Annotated in this window: 17 protein-coding genes; 5 read left to right on the top strand and 12 right to left on the bottom strand. The window is 53.4% G+C overall.

The window, feature by feature from the left end; all coding sequences use genetic code 11:
- Positions 1 to 109 precede the first annotated feature (109 nt).
- Both lexA and B9P82_RS20835 read right to left on the bottom strand, forming a co-directional pair.
- Positions 110 to 718 (bottom strand): transcriptional repressor LexA, encoded by a 609-nt coding sequence (gene lexA, locus B9P82_RS20840; RefSeq protein ID WP_003826596.1) that lies wholly within the window; start codon positions 716 to 718, stop codon positions 110 to 112.
- Between the two features lie 109 nt (positions 719 to 827).
- Positions 828 to 1,196, bottom strand: coding sequence for a diacylglycerol kinase (locus B9P82_RS20835; protein ID WP_003826594.1), 369 nt, complete (start codon positions 1,194 to 1,196; stop codon positions 828 to 830).
- Positions 1,197 to 1,367: 171 nt separating this feature from the next.
- On the opposite strand from B9P82_RS20835, the gene plsB reads away from it, so the two are divergent.
- Entirely contained in the window at positions 1,368 to 3,788 is a 2,421-nt protein-coding gene (gene plsB, locus B9P82_RS20830; protein ID WP_101700864.1) for a glycerol-3-phosphate 1-O-acyltransferase PlsB, read from the top strand.
- Positions 3,789 to 3,848: 60 nt separating this feature from the next.
- Here plsB and ubiA read toward each other — a convergent pair whose 3' ends face one another.
- The 5 genes from ubiA to malK all read right to left on the bottom strand — a co-directional run bounded on the left by ubiA (position 3,849) and on the right by malK (position 9,117).
- A complete protein-coding gene (gene ubiA / locus B9P82_RS20825) occupies positions 3,849 to 4,721 on the bottom strand; it encodes a 4-hydroxybenzoate octaprenyltransferase (RefSeq protein ID WP_016155441.1) in 873 nt (290 codons plus the stop codon).
- Between the two features lie 13 nt (positions 4,722 to 4,734).
- Positions 4,735 to 5,232: a chorismate lyase gene (gene ubiC, locus B9P82_RS20820; RefSeq protein ID WP_016155346.1), complete on the bottom strand. Its 498-nt coding sequence runs from the start codon at positions 5,230 to 5,232 to the stop codon at positions 4,735 to 4,737.
- 180 nt (positions 5,233 to 5,412) lie between these two features.
- A complete protein-coding gene (gene malM, locus B9P82_RS20815; protein WP_016155345.1) occupies positions 5,413 to 6,360 on the bottom strand; it encodes a maltose operon protein MalM in 948 nt (315 codons plus the stop codon).
- A 113-nt stretch (positions 6,361 to 6,473) separates the two neighbouring features.
- The gene (locus tag B9P82_RS20810) at positions 6,474 to 7,832 is read right to left on the bottom strand and encodes a maltoporin (protein WP_016155344.1); all 1,359 of its coding nucleotides are present in this window, start codon (positions 7,830 to 7,832) and stop codon (positions 6,474 to 6,476) included.
- Between the two features lie 175 nt (positions 7,833 to 8,007).
- Positions 8,008 to 9,117, bottom strand: a complete 1,110-nt coding sequence (malK, locus tag B9P82_RS20805; protein ID WP_016155343.1) for a maltose/maltodextrin ABC transporter ATP-binding protein MalK — start codon at positions 9,115 to 9,117, stop codon at positions 8,008 to 8,010.
- Positions 9,118 to 9,476: 359 nt separating this feature from the next.
- On the opposite strand from malK, the gene malE reads away from it, so the two are divergent.
- The 3 genes from malE (at position 9,477) to malG (ending at position 13,304) form a co-directional block, all read left to right on the top strand.
- The gene (malE, locus tag B9P82_RS20800; RefSeq protein WP_016155342.1) at positions 9,477 to 10,667 is read left to right on the top strand and encodes a maltose/maltodextrin ABC transporter substrate-binding protein MalE; all 1,191 of its coding nucleotides are present in this window, start codon (positions 9,477 to 9,479) and stop codon (positions 10,665 to 10,667) included.
- A 187-nt stretch (positions 10,668 to 10,854) separates the two neighbouring features.
- Complete coding sequence (gene malF, locus B9P82_RS20795; RefSeq protein WP_101700863.1) at positions 10,855 to 12,399, top strand: maltose ABC transporter permease MalF; 1,545 nt, start codon at positions 10,855 to 10,857, stop codon at positions 12,397 to 12,399.
- A gap of 14 nt (positions 12,400 to 12,413) precedes the next feature.
- The gene (gene malG, locus B9P82_RS20790) at positions 12,414 to 13,304 is read left to right on the top strand and encodes a maltose ABC transporter permease MalG (protein WP_101700862.1); all 891 of its coding nucleotides are present in this window, start codon (positions 12,414 to 12,416) and stop codon (positions 13,302 to 13,304) included.
- Positions 13,305 to 13,687: 383 nt separating this feature from the next.
- On the opposite strand, the gene psiE is transcribed toward malG, so the two are convergent.
- On the bottom strand, positions 13,688 to 14,098 hold the full coding sequence (gene psiE / locus B9P82_RS20780) for a phosphate-starvation-inducible protein PsiE (RefSeq protein WP_003031674.1): 411 nt from the start codon (positions 14,096 to 14,098) through the stop codon (positions 13,688 to 13,690).
- A 138-nt stretch (positions 14,099 to 14,236) separates the two neighbouring features.
- On the opposite strand from psiE, the gene B9P82_RS20775 reads away from it, so the two are divergent.
- Entirely contained in the window at positions 14,237 to 14,689 is a 453-nt protein-coding gene (locus B9P82_RS20775; protein ID WP_016155439.1) for an acyltransferase, read from the top strand.
- Positions 14,690 to 14,723: 34 nt separating this feature from the next.
- Here the strand turns inward: B9P82_RS20775 and B9P82_RS20770 are convergent, their stop codons facing one another.
- The 4 genes from B9P82_RS20770 to yjbE all read right to left on the bottom strand — a co-directional run bounded on the left by B9P82_RS20770 (position 14,724) and on the right by yjbE (position 18,498).
- Positions 14,724 to 16,820 carry a YjbH domain-containing protein gene (locus B9P82_RS20770; RefSeq protein WP_101700861.1) on the bottom strand — a complete coding sequence of 699 codons (2,097 nt, stop codon included), beginning with the start codon at positions 16,818 to 16,820 and terminating at the stop codon, positions 14,724 to 14,726.
- Positions 16,820 to 17,557: a capsule biosynthesis GfcC family protein gene (locus B9P82_RS20765; RefSeq protein ID WP_046275309.1), complete on the bottom strand. Its 738-nt coding sequence runs from the start codon at positions 17,555 to 17,557 to the stop codon at positions 16,820 to 16,822. The genes B9P82_RS20770 and B9P82_RS20765 overlap by 1 nt, the downstream gene beginning before the upstream one ends.
- Complete coding sequence (locus B9P82_RS20760; RefSeq protein ID WP_046275310.1) at positions 17,554 to 18,192, bottom strand: YjbF family lipoprotein; 639 nt, start codon at positions 18,190 to 18,192, stop codon at positions 17,554 to 17,556. The genes B9P82_RS20765 and B9P82_RS20760 overlap by 4 nt, the downstream gene beginning before the upstream one ends.
- 63 nt (positions 18,193 to 18,255) lie before the next feature.
- Positions 18,256 to 18,498: an exopolysaccharide production protein YjbE gene (gene yjbE / locus B9P82_RS20755; RefSeq protein WP_003826562.1), complete on the bottom strand. Its 243-nt coding sequence runs from the start codon at positions 18,496 to 18,498 to the stop codon at positions 18,256 to 18,258.
- Positions 18,499 to 18,863: the final 365 nt, after the last annotated feature.

Here is an 18,863-nt window from a genome sequence, read left to right as displayed (position 1 = left end):
ATGTACTGAAAAAAGATGCTGTGTAGGCCCGGTAAGCGTAGCGCCACCGGGCAAGTTGCCGGATAACGATGTAAACGTCTTATCCGGCCTACAGGGAATCAACAGAAAATTACAGCCATTCACCGTTACGAATGACGCCTACCGCCAACCCTTCAATAGTGAAGTTTTGCTCGCGCAGGTCCACAACAATAGGTTTAAATTCGCTGTTTTCAGGCAGGAGTTCAACTTTGTTGCCCTGCTTTTTCAGGCGCTTAACGGTGACTTCGTCGTCGATACGGGCAACAACGACCTGACCGTTACGCACATCCTGAGTTTTATGCACAGCCAGTAAATCACCGTCCATAATACCGATGTCTTTCATCGACATACCGCTGACGCGCAGCAGAAAATCGGCGTTCGGTTTGAACAGTGAAGGATCGACCTGATAGTGGCCTTCGATGTGCTGCTGCGCCAGCAGTGGCTCGCCTGCCGCTACGCGTCCGACAAGCGGTAACCCTTCTTCTTCTTCCTGCAGCAGTCGAATACCGCGCGATGCGCCGGATACAATTTCAAGGACGCCTTTACGCGCAAGCGCTTTCAGGTGTTCTTCAGCGGCGTTTGGGGAACGGAACCCCAAACGCTGCGCGATCTCCGCACGCGTCGGTGGCATACCTGTCTGGCTGATGTGATCCCTAATGAGATCAAACACCTCTTGCTGCCTGGCCGTTAACGCTTTCATTCCGCCCCCTGGGTGTATATACAGTTATGCTGTGAGTATATACAGCTAAAGGTGATTTTGGAACCGCAAACTGCACAAAAAACAGGAGATTTATGCTGTTGTGGAATCTTTATCGCAAATGCGACCACAACAGGATGCCCCAGGTGATCAGAGCGACAAAAATAGACAGCAATACCGCTGCCGAGCCCATATCTTTCGCCCGACCGGAAAGTTCGTGATACTCAGAGCCAATACGGTCAACCACCGCCTCAATCGCACTGTTGAGGATTTCAACGATCATCACCAGCATCACGGAACCAATCAACAGCACGCGGGTAATGGCGTCGACGTCCAGCCAGCAGGCGATGGCTACGCCCAACAGTACGGCAACGCTTTCCTGGCGGAATGCCGCCTCATTGATCCATGCGGCGCGAAAACCTTTCCAGGAATAGCCTGCAGCTTTGATAATTCGGGTGAATCCAGTGGTATTATTGGCCATCAAAAAGAACCTTTTTACATTATTAGCGTCAATGTCATTGTAACGTTACCCCGTTTGTTTCAGGGTGTGGCAAAGCAGCGCGAAGTATGACCGGATACACCAGAAATTCACTAAACTTTCTGATATCCTTGCAGCGCATTTGCATTATTAACCAGAGGCTTTACATCGTTTATGTCCGGCTGGCCACGAATTTACTACAAATTACTGAATTTACCATTAAGCGTCCTGGTAAAAAGCAAGTCTATTCCGGCAGAACCTGCCCCGGAATTGGGGCTCGATACTTCGCGTCCCATTATGTACGTCCTACCGTACAATTCAAAAGCAGACTTGCTGACGCTGCGTGCCCAATGTCTGGTGCACGATCTCCCGGATCCCCTGGAACCGTTGGAGATAGACGGAACTCTGCTGCCGCGCTACGTGTTTATTCACGGCGGCCCGCGCGTGTTCACCTATTACACGCCGAAAGAAGAGTCCATTAAGCTGTTCCATAACTATCTCGACTTGCACCGCAGCAATCCAGACCTGGATGTGCAAATGGTGCCAGTTTCGGTGATGTTTGGCCGTGCGCCTGGGCGTGAAAAAGGCGAGGTCAATCCGCCGCTGCGCATGCTGAACGGCGTACAGAAATTCTTTGCTGTGTCCTGGCTGGGTCGCGACAGTTTTGTCCGCTTCTCCCCGTCGGTCTCCCTGCGTCGCATGGCGGACGAACACGGTACGGATAAAATCATCGCTCAGAAACTGGCTCGCGTGGCGCGCATGCACTTTGCTCGTCAGCGTCTGGCCGCAGTCGGCCCGCGCCTCCCTGCCCGCCAGGACCTGTTCAATAAGCTGCTGGCCTCAAAAGCTATCGCTCGCGCGGTAGAAGATGAAGCACGCAGTAAAAAAATCTCCCACGAAAAAGCGCAGCAAAATGCCATTGCGCTGATGGAAGAGATTGCCGCCAACTTCTCCTACGAGATGATTCGTCTGACAGACCGTATTCTGGGCTTTACCTGGAACCGTCTGTATCAGGGGATTAACGTTCACAATGCGGAGCGTGTACGTCAGTTGGCGCACGATGGGCACGAAATCGTCTATGTTCCGTGCCACCGCAGCCATATGGACTATATGCTGCTGTCGTACGTTCTGTACCACCAGGGGCTGGTTCCGCCGCACATCGCTGCCGGTATCAACCTGAACTTCTGGCCAGCAGGTCCGATTTTCCGTCGTCTGGGCGCGTTCTTTATTCGTCGTACCTTCAAGGGCAACAAGCTCTATTCCACCGTTTTCCGCGAATACCTGGGCGAGTTGTTCAGCCGCGGCTACTCGGTTGAATACTTTGTCGAAGGAGGCCGTTCACGTACCGGGCGTCTGCTCGACCCGAAAACCGGCACGCTGTCGATGACCATTCAGGCGATGCTGCGCGGCGGTACGCGTCCGATTACCCTCGTACCCATCTACATCGGCTACGAGCACGTAATGGAAGTAGGCACGTACGCGAAAGAGCTGCGTGGCGCGACGAAAGAGAAAGAGAGTTTGCCGCAAATGCTGCGTGGCTTGAGCAAGCTGCGTAATCTGGGCCAGGGTTATGTCAACTTTGGCGAACCGATGCCATTGATGACTTACCTCAACCAGCATGTACCGGAGTGGCGTGAATCGATCGATCCTATCGAGTCCATCCGCCCGGCCTGGCTGACGCCGACGGTGAATAGCATTGCCGCCGATCTGATGGTACGCATTAACAACGCAGGCGCGGCCAATGCCATGAACCTGTGCTGTACCGCGCTGTTGGCCTCCCGCCAGCGCTCTCTGACCCGTGAGCAACTGACTGAACAGCTCGACTGCTATCTGAGTCTGCTGCGCAACGTGCCGTACGCGGCGGATGCTACGGTTCCTGCGCAGAGCGCCAGTGAATTGATCGACCATGCCTTACAGATGAATAAGTTTGAGGTCGAGAAAGACACCATCGGTGACATCATCATTCTGCCGCGCGAGCAGGCGGTATTGATGACGTATTACCGCAACAACATTGCGCATATGCTGGTTCTGCCTTCGTTGATGGCAGCCATTGTGACTCAGCATCGTCGTATTTCACGCGCCGCGCTACAGCAGCATATTGATGCGCTGTACCCGATGCTGAAAGCAGAGCTGTTCTTACGTTGGGAGCGTGATGAACTCGCCGGAGTGATTGACGAACTGGCCAGCGAAATGCAGCGCCAGGGACTGATCACCCTGAACGATGACGAACTGCATATCAATCCGGCCCGCTCTCGTACGCTACAGCTGTTGGCGGCGGGTGCTCGCGAGACGTTGCAACGCTACGCCATTACCTTCTGGCTGCTGAGCGCGAACCCGTCTATCAACCGTGGCACGCTGGAGAAAGAGAGCCGTACCGTGGCGCAACGCCTCTCCGTACTGCACGGCATTAACGCGCCGGAATTCTTCGATAAAGCCGTGTTCAGCTCTCTGGTGCTGACGCTGCGTGACGAGGGATTCATCAGCGATACCGGAGATGCCGAACCGGAAGAGACGATGAAGATCTATCAGATGTTGGCCGAACTGGTCACGTCAGATGTGCGTCTGACCATCGAGAGCGCCACACAGGGCGAGTAAGCATAAAAAAACCGGTCGAAATGAAATGACCGGTTTTTTATTTTGCAGGCTAAGCCAAACTCAAAAATGCCAGTAGCTCATCGCCAGCCCTAAGAACAGCACCAGACCGACGTAGTTATTGTTCATAAACGCTTTAAAACAGGCATCACGCTCGCGATTGACGATCAGTTTCTGCTGATATACAAATAGCGCGCCAGCCACCAGCAGAGACCAGTAATAACCCAGTCCCAGCCCGTTTAGCCAACCCACCAGCGCCATCAGCACCAGTACGCCCACCTGCAGGATACCAATGATCAGCTTGTCGTTTTGACCGAACAGAATCGCGGTCGATTTAATGCCGATCTTCAGGTCATCATCGCGGTCAACCATCGCATACTGCGTGTCGTAGGCCACCGCCCAGAGAATATTGGCGAGGAACATCAGCCAGCAGCTCAGCGGTACGGACTCGCTCACGGCGGCGAACGCCATCGGGATCGACCAGCCAAACGCCGCCCCCAGCACCACCTGCGGCAGGTGCGTATAGCGCTTCATGAACGGGTAAACCCACGCCAGCGCTAACGCCGCAACGGACAACAAAATGGTCATCGTGTTGAGCGTCAAAACCAGCAGGAAGGCCAGCAGTACCAATACGACGAACAGCGTTCGGGCCTCTTTTTCAGTGACGGCCCCGCTCGGCAACGGGCGATTTGCGGTGCGCTTAACGTGTCCGTCAAATTTCCTGTCGGCATAATCATTCACCACGCAGCCGGCGGCGCGCATTAACCAAACGCCAGCGACAAACACAGCCAGGATCCACATTTGCGGCATGCCTGGGGTTGCCACCCACAATGCCCACAGCGTAGGCCAGAGCAGCAGTAAGGCACCGATTGGCTTATCCGTACGCATCAAGCGGTGAAATGCCAGCAGCTTATTCTGCGTCAGACTCCACTCCATCTTTATCTTCCTCTCAGTACAACGGCGATGCAGGTAGAAAAAGCTCGGTAAGCATCAGCGGCTTACCGCTCAGCCGCAGGCGGGAACGGCGCCCCCACAGCGCTGCATCGCGGCCAATCTCAATAAAATCTCGGGTCAATGTCGATGATGTAAACAGGTAGCGTCCGAGCGGGGTTTTCCCCAGATTTTGTAAGGCCAGCTCAGGGCCGCACAAGGTTGATTCAGGCACCACGGTCCGCCCGGCAAGCCAGGGTTCACCATCCGCGCATAACAGGATCTCACGTAACCAATAACGGGACTCTTTAGGCAGCAGCGGCAGCTCTTCAGGCACCTCATTTTGCCCAACGAATGCTTCGCGAATCAACGTTACGGTGACCTGTTTTCCCTGCTGCTCAAAACGTTTAGTCATGGAATCTTCCAGTAACAACCAGTCGAGCAGTTGGGCGTCCAGCGCCGGGATCGCATCAAAATAACGCAGCGCACGCAGTTGCGTTAACGCAGGGTGTGGCATGCCTTACTCTCCGATTTATAACTTGAAGGCATTGTATCGCAGAAAATGCATTACGGGGTGAGCAAACACAATTAAGTGATCGCCAGAGCAACATAAGTGTAACAATTAGCACCGAAGGATAAAAAAAGGTGCGCCAGGAGACGCACCAGTTGTTGCAAAATCAACAATGCGGGGCGATGTTTACCCCTTGCCTTTTACACTGCTGATAAAGGTGGATCGGGCAGATTTGGATCCCAGACGCTCAGCTTCATCAAGCAGCTTCAGCGCTTTATCGACATCGCCTTTCGCAACAGCATCCTTAATGCCCTGGTTAAAATAACTTTCCGTGTCGTTCAGCATCGGCTCACTTTTCTTCACCGGTTGTGGCGCTGGAGCAGCAACGGCTGCTGCCGGAGCCGCATAGGTCACCGCAGGCGCGGCGGTATTGCCCACCGTGACAGGACCAGGGCCGGATGAACCAAACAGCGGCCCGACCAGAACACTGGAGGAGGAGCTGGTTTTGACTTTCAGTTTCAGTAAACCGTCGGTGGTATGACGGGCGATCGGGTCTGGAATATCCGGAATAGCGTTACCTACGCCCTTGGCATAGGCTTTTGCCGGGTCAAGCAGGGTTGTGGTCTGCTGGAGATCTTTATCAGTGGTAAAGACCAAAACATAGAGTTTTTGCTGACCCAGCGCTGGCGTCAGACGCATTACCCCTTCCAGACGATCGGCACTCATCACGCCGGGCTCCTGGTAAGTAAAATAGCTGCTGGGGAAGAACGCAGATGGCGTCATGTTTTGGTCAAGAATTAATACGTTTGGCGCAAATACGCTGGTTTGTTTATTCACTTCACTGGACAGCGTCAGAGTGAGCTCGCCAATATTCGCCGGGACGCTATACGCAGCGACCGGGCCGGTAATACCGGCGACATCCAGACGCTGACCCGCTGTCGCAAGCGGCGAAGACTGGGTTTTGGATTGATCAACAGGTGTCCAGGTTAACTGCTGCAGCGCCGCAGTGGGAATAGATGGGGCCGCGGTGGTGTTCTGCGGAACAATATTCACATCGGCCAGGCTGATGCCAGGAGCGCTGGCAAATAACCCTGCAGATAAACAAAGGGCAACGAGACTTTTCTTCATTTTCATTGTTATCACCTCAGATAGCATGGGTTCAGCGGTGGCCAGGCAATAGCGCGCTAAACCGTAATCAAGAGGGGCTTGCGCCCCTCTTTCGGTCTTTACGTCAGGTTAGTGCTGAATTACCACCAGATTTCCATCTGGGCACCGAAGGACCACTCATCGTTGTCGCCACGGCTGGTTGTGCTGAGGCCAGAGTTCGTTGCCGCTGCGAATTTGGTTACGTCGTTACCATTTTTGATGTAACCCCACTCTTCATCCCATTTTGCATAGGTTGCGAAGACGCGGATTGCCGGACGAGACCAGATGCTGTCACCCGCCTGCCATTGTTGGGCCAGGGTGATTTTGTACTGGCTGTTGCGATCGCTGGTCTGCTGAGATTTGACGTTGTCGTAACCGACTTCCAGCAGGGTGCTCATGATTGGCGTCCATTTATACATCGGGCGAATACCAACGGTGTACCATTCGGTCCCCAGGTCGTTATCCATGTCGAGGTTCTGGTACATACCGACGTACATCAGGTCCCACTTGTCGCCCAGGGAGATTGCACCGTGGTCCAACACGCGGAACAGGCTACCGTTGTTATTCACAACATTGTTGGCATAGTTGGTTTTAACGCCAGTAACGGGATCTTCAATGGTCGTAGTGGAAGAACCATAAGAACCCTGGTTCAGGCCTTTGCCCTGGGTGGTCATGGAATCTGTGGCGTACTGAACGACAAACTTGTTGTAGCCCTTCAGCATGCTCTGGGTATGTTCAGCGGTGAACATCCAACCATCTTTAGATGCGCCGTCCGCCAGCCTGTAATCATCGGTGGTATTCGCGCGACCATAGTCAACGCCCAGTTCCAACATCCCATCCGGGTTAGTTGCCAACTGCGCTAAACGAACGTCAAATACATCGTTCGCGGTGTCTTTGGTACGATCATAGATATTCTGGCTGCTGAAAGCGTATGAACCACCCGCTTCCTGTGAACGGCTCGCTGCCAAAGACAGTTTACCGAAGCCCAGATCGATGTTTTCAATACCGGCGCCAGGACCTGAAATATCCCAGTAGTAGAAGTCGATCATGTGTACGTCATGACGCTGGTAGAAGCGCTTACCGGCCCAGATAGTGGAGCCTGGCAGCCATTCGATCAGGTTTTTACCCTGCACGTTAGCTTCACGGAATGCCGGATCTGTGCCTTCCCAGTCATTCTGCTGTGCGACGGAGTAAGCAACGTTGGTGTCGAAGTAGAAGCTCTTATCGCCTTCTTTCCACACTTCCTGACCTAATTTGATTTCCGCATAGGTTTCACATTCGTTACCGAGACGGTATTTACTTTGTGCACCGGTTGCCTGGAAACACTGTTGTTCACCGCCACTCCCTGTCCAGCCAATACCGGAACGAGCGTAACCGTGGAAATCTACAGCCATTGCCTGAACAGACATAATGCCTGCTGCTACAGCAACCGCCAGAGGGAGTTTGCGCAGAGTAATCATCGTTCTATCTCCTGAGATCATTGCTTTTCTTTAAACGCGTCCCCCTTCGGGCTGCCTCTTTGTTGGCTGCGTTCTTTCACCCCAGTCGCGTACTCTTTGTACACTCCCGGGGATTCATTTACTTGCCGCCTCGATGTAGCTTCGAATGGCTTTGCGTTTCGTTTTTTATGGGACCTTAAACGCCCGGCTCTTGATGCAACCGACGACATGCAGTGCCATCCTCACGGAACAGATGGCAACGCTCTGGCGGCAGGCCGATAGCGAATGTGGCACCCTCTTCTACCAACACCACGTCGTTCTGGCGGTAAACCAGGTTTTGACGGATGGCGGGGATCTGGATATGAATTTGAGTTTCGTGACCAAGCTGCTCGACCACCTGCACTTCACCTTCGAGGGTGACATCGGCGATATCGCTGGGCAGCAGATGTTCCGGGCGGATACCTAAAGACATGTTGGCACCAACCTGTACCGCATGGCTGTCCACTGGTAGCCATATTTGCTGGCGGTTGGGCAGTTCAACCTGCACCTGATCGATGGCCGTCCCGGTGACTTTCACCGGCAGGAAGTTCATCTTCGGCGAGCCAATAAAGCCCGCCACAAAGCGGTCAGCCGGATAGTGGTATAGCTCCAGCGGTTTGCCGACCTGCGCCACGCGACCGGCATCCAGCACCACAATTTTGTCGGCCAGCGTCATCGCTTCGACCTGATCGTGGGTGACGTAAATCATCGTGCGGCCCAGACGTTTATGCAGGCGGGAGATTTCAATACGCATTTGCACACGCAGAGCGGCGTCGAGGTTCGACAACGGTTCATCCAGCAGGAATACGCGCGGCTCGGCAACCAGCGTTCGGCCAATCGCCACACGCTGACGTTGTCCGCCGGAAAGCGCTTTCGGTTTACGCTCCAGCAGGTGCGCCAGTTGCAGAACTTCCGCGACCTGATTCACGCGCTGATTCATCACCTCTTTTTTTGCGCCAGCCAGTTTGAGGCCAAACGACATGTTTTCTGCGACGGATAAATGGGGATACAACGCGTAGGACTGAAAGACCATGCCCACGCCGCGTTCGGCGGGGGGAATGTCGTTCATCCGGGTCTCCCCGATAAACAGGTCGCCACTGGTGATGGTTTCAAGTCCGGCGATCATACGCAGCAAGGTCGACTTACCGCAGCCTGACGGTCCGACAAACACCACGAATTCCCCTTCGTGAATGTCGAGATTGATATCTTTCGATACCACCACGTCACCCCAGGCTTTCGTTACATTTCGCAGCTGTACGCTCGCCATGCCCTTCTCCCTTCGTTACAACCTGTCATCGACAGCAACATTCATGATGGGCTGACTATGCGTGATCCCTTGACTGCGTGAATCCTCCACCCCCGGCTTTTTTATGGGGGAGGAGGCGGGAGGATGAGAGAACAGCGTCTGAGACCCGGGCCGTACGCCGCGGAGGAATTTCGTGATGCAGCCTGCAAAAATCAGTGGGTTTTTATGTGCGCCAGTACGCAATACTCACATTTATGTAACACAGATCACATAAAGAGCGGGTGGGGCGTAGGGGTAAGGAGGATGGAAAGAGGTTGTCGTATAAAGAAACTAGTAACCGTTAAGCCACCTCTGCAAAATCACCAAACAGGATGGGAACTATGAAAATCAAAACTGGCGCACGCATCCTCGCATTGTCTGCATTAACGACGATGATGTTTTCCGCCTCGGCTCTCGCCAAGATTGAAGAAGGTAAGCTGGTTATCTGGATTAACGGCGACAAGGGCTATAACGGCCTCGCTGAAGTGGGCAAAAAATTCGAGAAAGACACCGGTATCAAAGTCACCATTGAGCACCCGGACAAACTGGAAGAGAAGTTCCCACAGGTTGCCGCGACTGGCGATGGCCCTGACATCATCTTCTGGGCACATGACCGTTTTGGCGGCTACGCTCAGTCTGGCCTGCTGGCTGAAATCACCCCAGATAAAGCGTTCCAGGACAAACTCTATCCGTTCACCTGGGATGCCGTACGCTATAACGGCAAACTGATTGCCTACCCGATCGCGGTTGAAGCGCTGTCGTTGATTTACAACAAAGACCTCGTTCCGAACCCGCCAAAAACCTGGGAAGAAATTCCTGCGCTGGATAAAGAGCTGAAGGCGAAAGGGAAATCCGCGCTGATGTTCAACCTGCAAGAACCGTACTTCACCTGGCCGCTGATTGCCGCCGACGGCGGTTACGCGTTCAAGTTTGAAAACGGCAAGTACGACGTGAAAGACGTGGGCGTGGACAACGCGGGCGCAAAAGCGGGTCTGACCTTCCTGGTTGATCTGATCAAGAACAAACACATGAACGCGGATACCGATTACTCCATCGCCGAAGCGGCCTTTAACAAAGGTGACACCGCGATGACCATCAACGGTCCGTGGGCGTGGTCCAACATCGATAAGAGCAAGGTGAATTACGGCGTTGCCCTGCTGCCAACCTTCAAGGGTAAACCGTCCAAACCGTTCGTGGGCGTTCTGAGCGCAGGTATCAACGCTGCCAGCCCGAACAAAGAACTGGCAAAAGAGTTCCTCGAAAACTACCTGCTGACCGATCAGGGTCTGGATGAAGTGAATAAGGACAAACCGCTGGGCGCGGTTGCGCTGAAATCCTTCCAGGATCAGTTAGCGAAAGACCCGCGTATCGCGGCCACCATGGATAACGCCCAGAAAGGCGAGATCATGCCGAACATCCCGCAGATGTCCGCATTCTGGTATGCCGTTCGTACCGCAGTGATCAACGCTGCCAGCGGCCGTCAGACCGTCGATGCCGCGCTGAAAGATGCACAAGGTCGTATCACCAAGTAATACGGTTTCCCTTATTTCTTAGGGAATCAGGTTTATTGAATACGTTGTTACGCGAAATCATTCGCGCTACATCGAGGCGGCAAGGAGGCAAATCCCCAGGAGCTTACATAAGTAAGTGACTGGGGTGAGCTTCCGCAGCCAACAAAGAGGTAGTGCGAAGGATAAAGCGTAAAGAGGATTGATCCCCATGGATGTCATTAAAAAGAAACACTGGTGGCAAAGCGACCGGCTGAAATGGTCAGTGATGGGTCTGCTTGGGCTGCTGGTCGGTTACCTTGTTGTTTTGATGTATGCTCAGGGGGAGTACCTGTTTGCCATCATGACGCTGATTTTAAGCTCTGCTGGCCTGTATATTTTTGCTAACCGTAAAGCCTACGCCTGGCGCTATGTTTACCCAGGCGTTGCCGGGATGGGGCTGTTTGTCCTGTTTCCGCTGATTTGTACTATCGCAATTGCCTTTACCAACTACAGCAGCACCAACCAACTGACCTTTGAACGTGCTCAGGAAGTCCTGATGGACCGTTCTTATCAGGCGGGGAAAACCTACAACTTCGGCCTGTATCCGGCGGGTACGGAGTGGCAACTGGCCCTCACCGACGGTGAAACTGGCAAGAATTATCTCTCCGACGCCTTTAAATTTGGCGGCGAACAGAAACTGCAGTTGAAAGAAGCCGAAGCGCTGCCAACGGGCGAACGTGCGACGCTGCGTGTCATTACGCAAAATCGCCAGGCGTTAACCCAACTCACCGCCATCCTGCCGGATGAAAGCAAAGTGATTATGAGTTCACTGCGCCAGTTTTCCGGCACGCAGCCACTCTATACGCTCGCTGATGACGGCACGCTCACCAACAGCCAAAGCGGCGTAAAATACCGCGCCAACAACGATATTGGTTATTATCAGGCAATTAACGCTGACGGTAGCTGGGGTAACGAAAAACTCAGCCCAGGCTATACCGTTGCCATCGGTTGGGACAACTTCACCCGCGTATTTACCGACGAAGGCATTCAGAAACCGTTCTTCGCCATCTTTGTCTGGACGGTGGTCTTCTCCGTTCTGACCGTGATCCTCACCGTGGCCGTGGGGATGGTACTAGCCTGTCTCGTACAGTGGGAGTCTCTCAAAGGCAAAGCGATTTACCGTGTCCTGCTGATTCTGCCGTATGCCGTACCGTCGTTTATTTCGATTCTGATTTTCAAAGGGCTGTTCAACCAGAGCTTCGGTGAAATCAACATGATGCTGAGCGCACTGTTTGGCATCAAACCGGCCTGGTTCAGCGACCCAACCACCGCGCGTTCGATGATTATTATCGTCAACACCTGGCTTGGTTACCCGTACATGATGATCCTGTGCATGGGTCTGCTTAAAGCGATCCCTGACGACCTGTATGAAGCGTCGGCGATGGATGGTGCAGGTCCGTTCCAGAACTTCTTTAAGATTACGTTGCCACTGCTGATTAAGCCGCTGACGCCGCTGATGATCGCCAGCTTCGCCTTTAACTTTAACAACTTCGTGCTGATTCAACTGTTGACCAACGGTGGTCCAGACCGTCTTGGTACCACCACGCCAGCAGGCTATACCGACCTGCTCGTGAGCTACACCTACCGTATCGCCTTCGAAGGCGGCGGTGGTCAGGACTTCGGTCTGGCGGCGGCGATTGCCACGCTGATCTTCCTGCTGGTCGGTGCGCTGGCCATCGTGAACCTGAAAGCCACGCGTATGAAGTTTGATTAAGGGAGACAACGAACATGGCTATGGTACAACCCAAATCTCAGAAACTGCGTCTCTTAACAACGCACTTGCTGCTGCTGATTTTCATTGCAGCGATCATGTTCCCGCTGCTGATGGTTATCGCTATCTCGCTGCGTGAAGGTAACTTTGCCACCGGCAGCCTGATCCCGGAAAACATCTCCTGGGAACACTGGAAACTGGCGCTGGGCTTTAGCGTTGAGCATGTGGATGGCCGCGTGACGCCGCCGCCGTTCCCGGTGCTGTTATGGCTGTGGAACTCGGTGAAAGTAGCCACCATTACCGCGATCGGTATCGTGACGCTTTCCACCACCTGCGCTTACGCCTTTGCCCGTATGCGTTTCCCGGGCAAAGCAACCCTGCTGAAAGGGATGCTGATATTCCAGATGTTCCCGGCGGTGCTGTCTCTGGTCGCGTTGTATGCTTTGTTTGACCGCCTGGGCCAGTACATTCCGTTTATTGGTCTGAACACTCACGGTGGCGTGATCTTCGCCTATCTCGGCGGTATTGCGCTGCATGTATGGACGATTAAGGGCTATTTCGAAACCATCGACGGTTCGCTGGAAGAAGCGGCCGCGCTGGATGGCGCAACGCCATGGCAGGCATTCCGCCTGGTGTTGCTACCGCTTTCCGTTCCGATTCTGGCGGTCGTGTTTATTCTGTCTTTCATTGCCGCGATTACCGAAGTACCGGTCGCATCACTGCTGCTGCGTGATGTGAACAGCTATACCCTTGCGGTAGGTATGCAGCAGTACCTCAATCCACAGAACTATTTGTGGGGCGACTTTGCCGCCGCAGCTGTACTTTCAGCCATTCCGATCACTCTGGTGTTCCTGCTGGCACAGCGCTGGCTGGTCAACGGACTGACGGCGGGTGGTGTGAAAGGTTAAGTTTTACCGAAGTAACTGCCCGGCAACGGGCAATGCCACTGCAACCCTCAACTTATGTTATCCCAACCTGTGACTGTTATTCGGCGCTCTACGGAGCGCCCTTTTTTTATGTTATTTTGCATTACGCTTACGATTATTTCCTTTCGTGCCCCCCATCACTGCAAATCAATTTTTCGCCTGAAACTCGACAAATTAAACAGAATTAGTTTGGCGCAGGCATTATCGCCATCGGCGTGATCAACCTTAGCTTTACCGTATTGGCGATCATGACGGTGGATAAATTTGAAGAGCTGTGGGAGCCCGCAGCGGAGAAAACCCAGCCGGCCTCTGCGCAGTAATTTTTACCCAAAACACGCCGCAGCCCAATTGCGGCGTGTTGTCTTTTACTCTCGCTTCAGCCGTTTGGAATTACACAGCCACAGGGTGATCACCAGCAGCAGGATCGCCGCAGAATAGATCAGCACATCCATCGGCGCTTTATGATCGACAATGATCAGCCGCACAATCGCAGTGATCCCGATATAGACAAAGTAGCGCAGCGGAAAGTGAAAACCTGACTGAAAGTACTTCACAATCAGCGCGATAAATTCAAAGTAGAGAAAGTAAACCACCAGCCCTTCCACCAGTTCATACTTGCTGGTTTGTTCCGGCGCGAACAGCACATCCGCCAGATGCAGCGTTTCTTTCCCGAGGAATACGACCAGGATCAGGCCCAGACTCAGCAACCCCAGATTCAACACGGTCTGTAAAATAGTGGAGATAAACTCCACGCGCGGACGAGATAGCGACGTCATAACAGCACCTCTTACTCAGTGGCAAGGTTCCTGTATAACGCAAAAATGTGACAGAGATCTACATTTTTTGTTTATATTTTGTGCAAGAAAGGTCAGCAGGGAATGATGAGTGTCACGACACATTTCACAGGATGAATTATGCAGCTAAGACAATCCGCTGTTCGCAACGTTACCTGCGGTGAGAACGTGGTGATCTATGAACCCGCAAATCTCTACGACTGCACATTAGGGGACAACGTTTTTGTCGGACCATTTGTTGAAATCCAGGGTAATACGCAGATTGGCGCAGATAGCAAAATTCAGTCGCACACCTTCATCTGCGAATATGTCACCCTCGGCGCCCGCTGTTTTATCGGTCACGGCGTGATGTTCGCCAACGATATGTTTCGCGAAGGAAAACCCAATGCCGACCGCAACAGTTGGGGACGTATTACGATTGGCGACGATGTCTCGATCGGTAGCGGAGCGACCATTCTGGCAGTCACTATCTGTGATGGCGTGGTCGTCGGCGCGGGAAGCGTGGTGACCAAATCGATCACCGAGAAAGGCGTGTATGCGGGAAATCCGGCAAAATTATTACGTCGTTTATAGAGCCGGATAAGCGCAGGTCCCATCCGGCCATCTATCAGCGGAAGTTTTCACTCCTGTCGCTGGTCATGTCGTACAGACCAAACTTACGTCCAAGCTGCTGGCCGCCATCGCGTGTTAACGGCGTCCAGCCAATCGCCGCACGGCTGCGGGTTGGGCCTGACGAGAACAGATCCAGCGGCACAGAAACGTACACCCCTTTGGTAAAATCACCCTCTCCGTATTCATCCGGCGAGGCGTCGGTGATGGTCGCATAGCCGCCCACCACTACGCCGCTGTCAAAGCGTTTCGCCACTTCCAGCGTTCCGCCCTTATCCCCCGCCAGATATTGCCCCACGCTGGCTTTCACCAGTACATCCTGGGCGAACGAAGGATTCCAGTAAGCCGTCAAATGCCCGGTCTTCACGCTGTAGTCGGTGAACTTCATCATGTCCTGCGCGCTGCGCCAGTCACGCTGTTTCACGTAGTTGGCGTCAACACCAAACGCCCAGTTGCTGTCCAGCGGGCGATACAGCACTTCTGCCCCCGCTCCGCCGTACATAGTTTCCAGGTAGCCACCGTAAACCTGTCCGTAGAACCCATTTCCGAGTGACTGGAAGTAGTTGGCCTGCAGGTTATTCACGTAGACATCGTTTTGCACATACTCACGCACATGGGTACGCACGCGTGGTAAATGCGAATCCTGCGGCGGGTTGGTGTAGTTAAACTTGTCATAGTTATTGGCGAGGTTGGCGAACAAACTCCCGGTGGTCAGCAGATGATCGGTAACCCACAAATCCGCCGTTCCCATCACGCCCAACTGATACATATAGAAGTTTTCCGGGCCGCCCACCGACTGATTTAGCACCGGATCGATGTGGAAATTGAAGCGTGACTTATCAATATACCAGCCCTGCTCGGTCGTTTTCGGTACCTCGGGTTCGACGCGTTTTTGTGCCAGTTGAGTTTCATGGCCCAACGGCTCGCCTTCCAGATGGCGCTTGAGGCTGGAAACCTCCGTTTCGGTCGTCACCTGCGGCAAGTTAAGGCGGTTTTCCGTAATGCGGATCGTGCGGATCCCATCGGGAAGATCGTTCATCACGATCCGGTTAGCACGCTCGATCCCTTCGCGCGAATCACGGTATTTCACCTGTTCACCCGTTACATACAGCGTATTGCCCTGCACCTGAATTTTAGGATCCGCCAGCCCGGCATTATATTTCAGCAGCGTTAACTGATTCGCCACCACCGAATGTTGCAGGATGGCATCCTGCGGCTGTGGTTGATATTTCGGGCGGGTATTGTCGTTATAGTTTGGTCGCAGATCGTTAAAGTTAGTCCGCAGCGTGACCCCAAACATCAAGGTGTTCCCGCGCTCATAGCTGAGGTTAACGTCGGCCCAATCGGTGACGCGATAAATAGCGCCGACGTTAAACTTGCTCTTCTGATCCAACTTGCCGGCAAAATCCTGCTGGTAATTATTACCTTCATACTCCAGTTTCAGGCGCAGCGGCTGCCAGGGAGTCTGATATTCTACGCCGCCAAACAGCGACGCCGGGCCGTGGAACATCTGGCTACCGTCAATAGAACCGGCCTGCTTGTAGCTGTTATCGCGATGGCAGAATTTATCACTGTATGAGCAAAACGGATTGCTAACGTTGCCGCTGGTCCCGAGATATCCCCAGCCAAGGCCGAGAGAGAAATCAAACGGGCCCCAGGCTTTGTTCGCCACCACATACTCCGCATCAAACAGGCCGGTACCACCGATATCCCGCGCGCCAACCGCCACCTGCGGCATCCAGTAGCTCTCTTCCCACAGGCGAAGTTTGAGATCAAAAGCCTTATCTTTATAAGTCTGATCGCCAGAAAACGACTCCACGCCGCTGTATTTTTTGGTACGCACATCGGTATAGCGCAGGGTAGTTTCCAGCCAGGGGAAGAGTTGTACCGACGCAGAGTAGTAACGGTATTGATCGTTATCGCGGTAGTTAAGGCTCATTTCGCCTTCACGCGCCATGCGTGCGGTTGGGGTTTGCAGCAGTCCCACGCCGCCAAAATCGGACTGGGAAGGTCCAATGGGCGCGGGCCAGGTTTCACCGTGGCAGGCAACGCTTACGCCCAGCGCCAGTAAGCTGAGCAGATAAGTTTTTCTCATTATTCGGGTATCCGCTGGGTCAGGGTGCGAAGAATGTCGGCATTGATTTCATCCGGGGTGCTGCGCCAGACAGCATCAGAGAGCCCGACAAAAATGATGCTGCCGGGCATCGGCTCAACGTGACGTTTGTTCCAGTAGGCGACCGGGACTTTTTGCGTGCGTCCGTCGGGATAGATGACCCAGGCGTAGCTACGATCTGCGCCGCTGAGCCGACGTTGCCCATCGAGATAGCTGGCGATATCGCGCCCGGGCATAAACGGTTGTTTACCCGGATGACTTAGCAGGCCAAACAGCGTTATATCCGTTGGCTGCGGTCCGACCCACAGCGTGTAATTGCCCTGCAACGGCGGGTTGCCTCGCTCACTGACGCGCACAACATCCGGGTCGAGATTAATCTTCTGTCTGCCGGTCACCTTCAGCGCCTGAATTTGCTGGCGCAATGCGTTGATAGCCGCGGCATCGTCACCGCTTTCTTCAGCGCTGAGCATCGCCAGACGAGCCAGTAATGCCTGCTGCTGACGCTCTGCTTCCGTCGTTGCCCGCTCTTCGCTGATAACCGCTCCTGGCCACCAGCTATTACTCAATCGCGGCTGCCCAACCAGGTCGAGCAGATGTTCGGCCCCGGTCAGCGTCTTTGGCTCTTCGCTGGCGGAGGTAAAGACCTTAACGCTACCCGCAGCAAAAACTGACGCTGCGCTCAGGCTCAATAGCAGCGCCACAACGGCTCGTTTCATCATGATTTTGCCGCCTTAATCAGCGTGGTTTTCACCGGGAAGTAACGTGCGCCAAGATACTGTTCCGATTGGCGAATCTGCCCTTCGCTGTCGATCCAGTAGCGGTTATGCCAGCGCGTTTGATCGGTGGTGACTTCTTCGTCAAGGATCCGTACTGGCGTATCTTCGCTACCAACCTTAATGGTGTCAGTGCCATCCCATTCGAAAACCGAGCGGGCGGTGGCATAGCGCACCTGCTGATGTTCGGTCCAGCCCATCGTGCGAGTCCACGTTGCCCCATCGACTATCTGGTTTGGTTTGATGAGCGGATCTGCCGCGAGATTATTCACCTCGATCAGGTTATCCCCGCCGAGATGCGTTTTCACCATGCGCCCAGACTGCGTGACGAGAATGGCCCGATCCTGAGTCACCCATTTCTGCTGTCCGTTTTCCGCGAACGCGAGTACCACAAACAGCTGAGGGCCGCCGTTGAGCTGCATGTACTGGCTGGCGTAGGGCATGTTTTTGATTTCATCGTCCGTCATCTGTACGCCGGGAGTACCAAACACGCTATCCCATAGCGAATGACCCAGCCCTTCGGTGGTGGCTGAGCACGCCTGCAATAACAGGCAAACCATTATCAGCGCTGGTCGCTTCACGACATTTCTCCGCAGCGGCAAAATAACCACACCGAAGTGTGGTTAGAATTAGACGTACCGGTATTACTGGGTACTGGTGGTTGTGGTGGTTGTGGTTCCGGTGTTAGAACCATCGCCGCCACCGGTTGCCGCAAGGGCAACCCCCACCGCAGAACTTACGGTGCTCACGCTGGTTGCGGAGGAACTTCCTGCCGAAACCGACGCGGCAGCCGACCCTGCAGCCTCACCCACCTGAACGGGGGCGGCATAGACAGAAGTCGCCGCAAGCGCAGATATAGCCCAAAGGCCATACAGAACTTTTTTCATCACAAATTCCCTTCATTGTATGAATGGAGATTTACCCAAAAGAATTTCGGGCGAGATCGAGTATACACAAGCCAAAGTGTGTAAATTACGCCAGGCGGGAATTTAGGATAATTAGATAGCAAGAAATAAAATGATTAACGTCAGATAATTAAATTAATACAATCATAAAGTTAAAATATAAAAACAAAAACACAACATCCGGTAATTCTGAAAAAACCAGAAACACGATAACGTTGAATGAATTATTTTAGGATTAAGCTCAATAAAGGTGTAAAGCAAAAGCGTAGATATTCGGGAGCCAGATTATAAAAAAAGCCGATATTAATATCGGCTTTTTTATAAGTAATCTGCAAATTCATTCGAAT

The sequence above is a fragment of the Citrobacter sp. L55 genome, from assembly GCF_002850715.1.
In the GTDB taxonomy this organism is placed as follows: Bacteria; Pseudomonadota; Gammaproteobacteria; order Enterobacterales; family Enterobacteriaceae; genus Citrobacter; species Citrobacter braakii.
The sequence above is the reverse complement of the archived record's forward strand: the minus strand, read 5'-3'. Positions and strand labels throughout refer to the sequence as shown.

Excerpts from the sequence above, each read along its gene's own strand:
- malE (WP_016155342.1), top strand. The coding sequence starts at position 9,477 with ATGAAAATCAAAACTGGCGCACGCATCCTCGCATTGTCTGCATTAACG.
- malM (WP_016155345.1), bottom strand. The coding sequence starts at position 6,360 with ATGAAAATGAAGAAAAGTCTCGTTGCCCTTTGTTTATCTGCAGGGTTA.
- yjbE (WP_003826562.1), bottom strand. The coding sequence starts at position 18,498 with ATGAAAAAAGTTCTGTATGGCCTTTGGGCTATATCTGCGCTTGCGGCG.
- ubiA (WP_016155441.1), bottom strand. The coding sequence starts at position 4,721 with ATGGAGTGGAGTCTGACGCAGAATAAGCTGCTGGCATTTCACCGCTTG.
- lexA (WP_003826596.1), bottom strand. The coding sequence starts at position 718 with ATGAAAGCGTTAACGGCCAGGCAGCAAGAGGTGTTTGATCTCATTAGG.
- B9P82_RS20775 (WP_016155439.1), top strand. The coding sequence starts at position 14,237 with ATGCAGCTAAGACAATCCGCTGTTCGCAACGTTACCTGCGGTGAGAAC.
- psiE (WP_003031674.1), bottom strand. The coding sequence starts at position 14,098 with ATGACGTCGCTATCTCGTCCGCGCGTGGAGTTTATCTCCACTATTTTA.
- B9P82_RS20765 (WP_046275309.1), bottom strand. The coding sequence starts at position 17,557 with ATGATGAAACGAGCCGTTGTGGCGCTGCTATTGAGCCTGAGCGCAGCG.
- plsB (WP_101700864.1), top strand. The coding sequence starts at position 1,368 with ATGTCCGGCTGGCCACGAATTTACTACAAATTACTGAATTTACCATTA.
- B9P82_RS20770 (WP_101700861.1), bottom strand. The coding sequence starts at position 16,820 with ATGAGAAAAACTTATCTGCTCAGCTTACTGGCGCTGGGCGTAAGCGTT.
- malF (WP_101700863.1), top strand. The coding sequence starts at position 10,855 with ATGGATGTCATTAAAAAGAAACACTGGTGGCAAAGCGACCGGCTGAAA.
- B9P82_RS20810 (WP_016155344.1), bottom strand. The coding sequence starts at position 7,832 with ATGATTACTCTGCGCAAACTCCCTCTGGCGGTTGCTGTAGCAGCAGGC.
- B9P82_RS20835 (WP_003826594.1), bottom strand. The coding sequence starts at position 1,196 with ATGGCCAATAATACCACTGGATTCACCCGAATTATCAAAGCTGCAGGC.
- malK (WP_016155343.1), bottom strand. The coding sequence starts at position 9,117 with ATGGCGAGCGTACAGCTGCGAAATGTAACGAAAGCCTGGGGTGACGTG.
- malG (WP_101700862.1), top strand. The coding sequence starts at position 12,414 with ATGGCTATGGTACAACCCAAATCTCAGAAACTGCGTCTCTTAACAACG.
- ubiC (WP_016155346.1), bottom strand. The coding sequence starts at position 5,232 with ATGCCACACCCTGCGTTAACGCAACTGCGTGCGCTGCGTTATTTTGAT.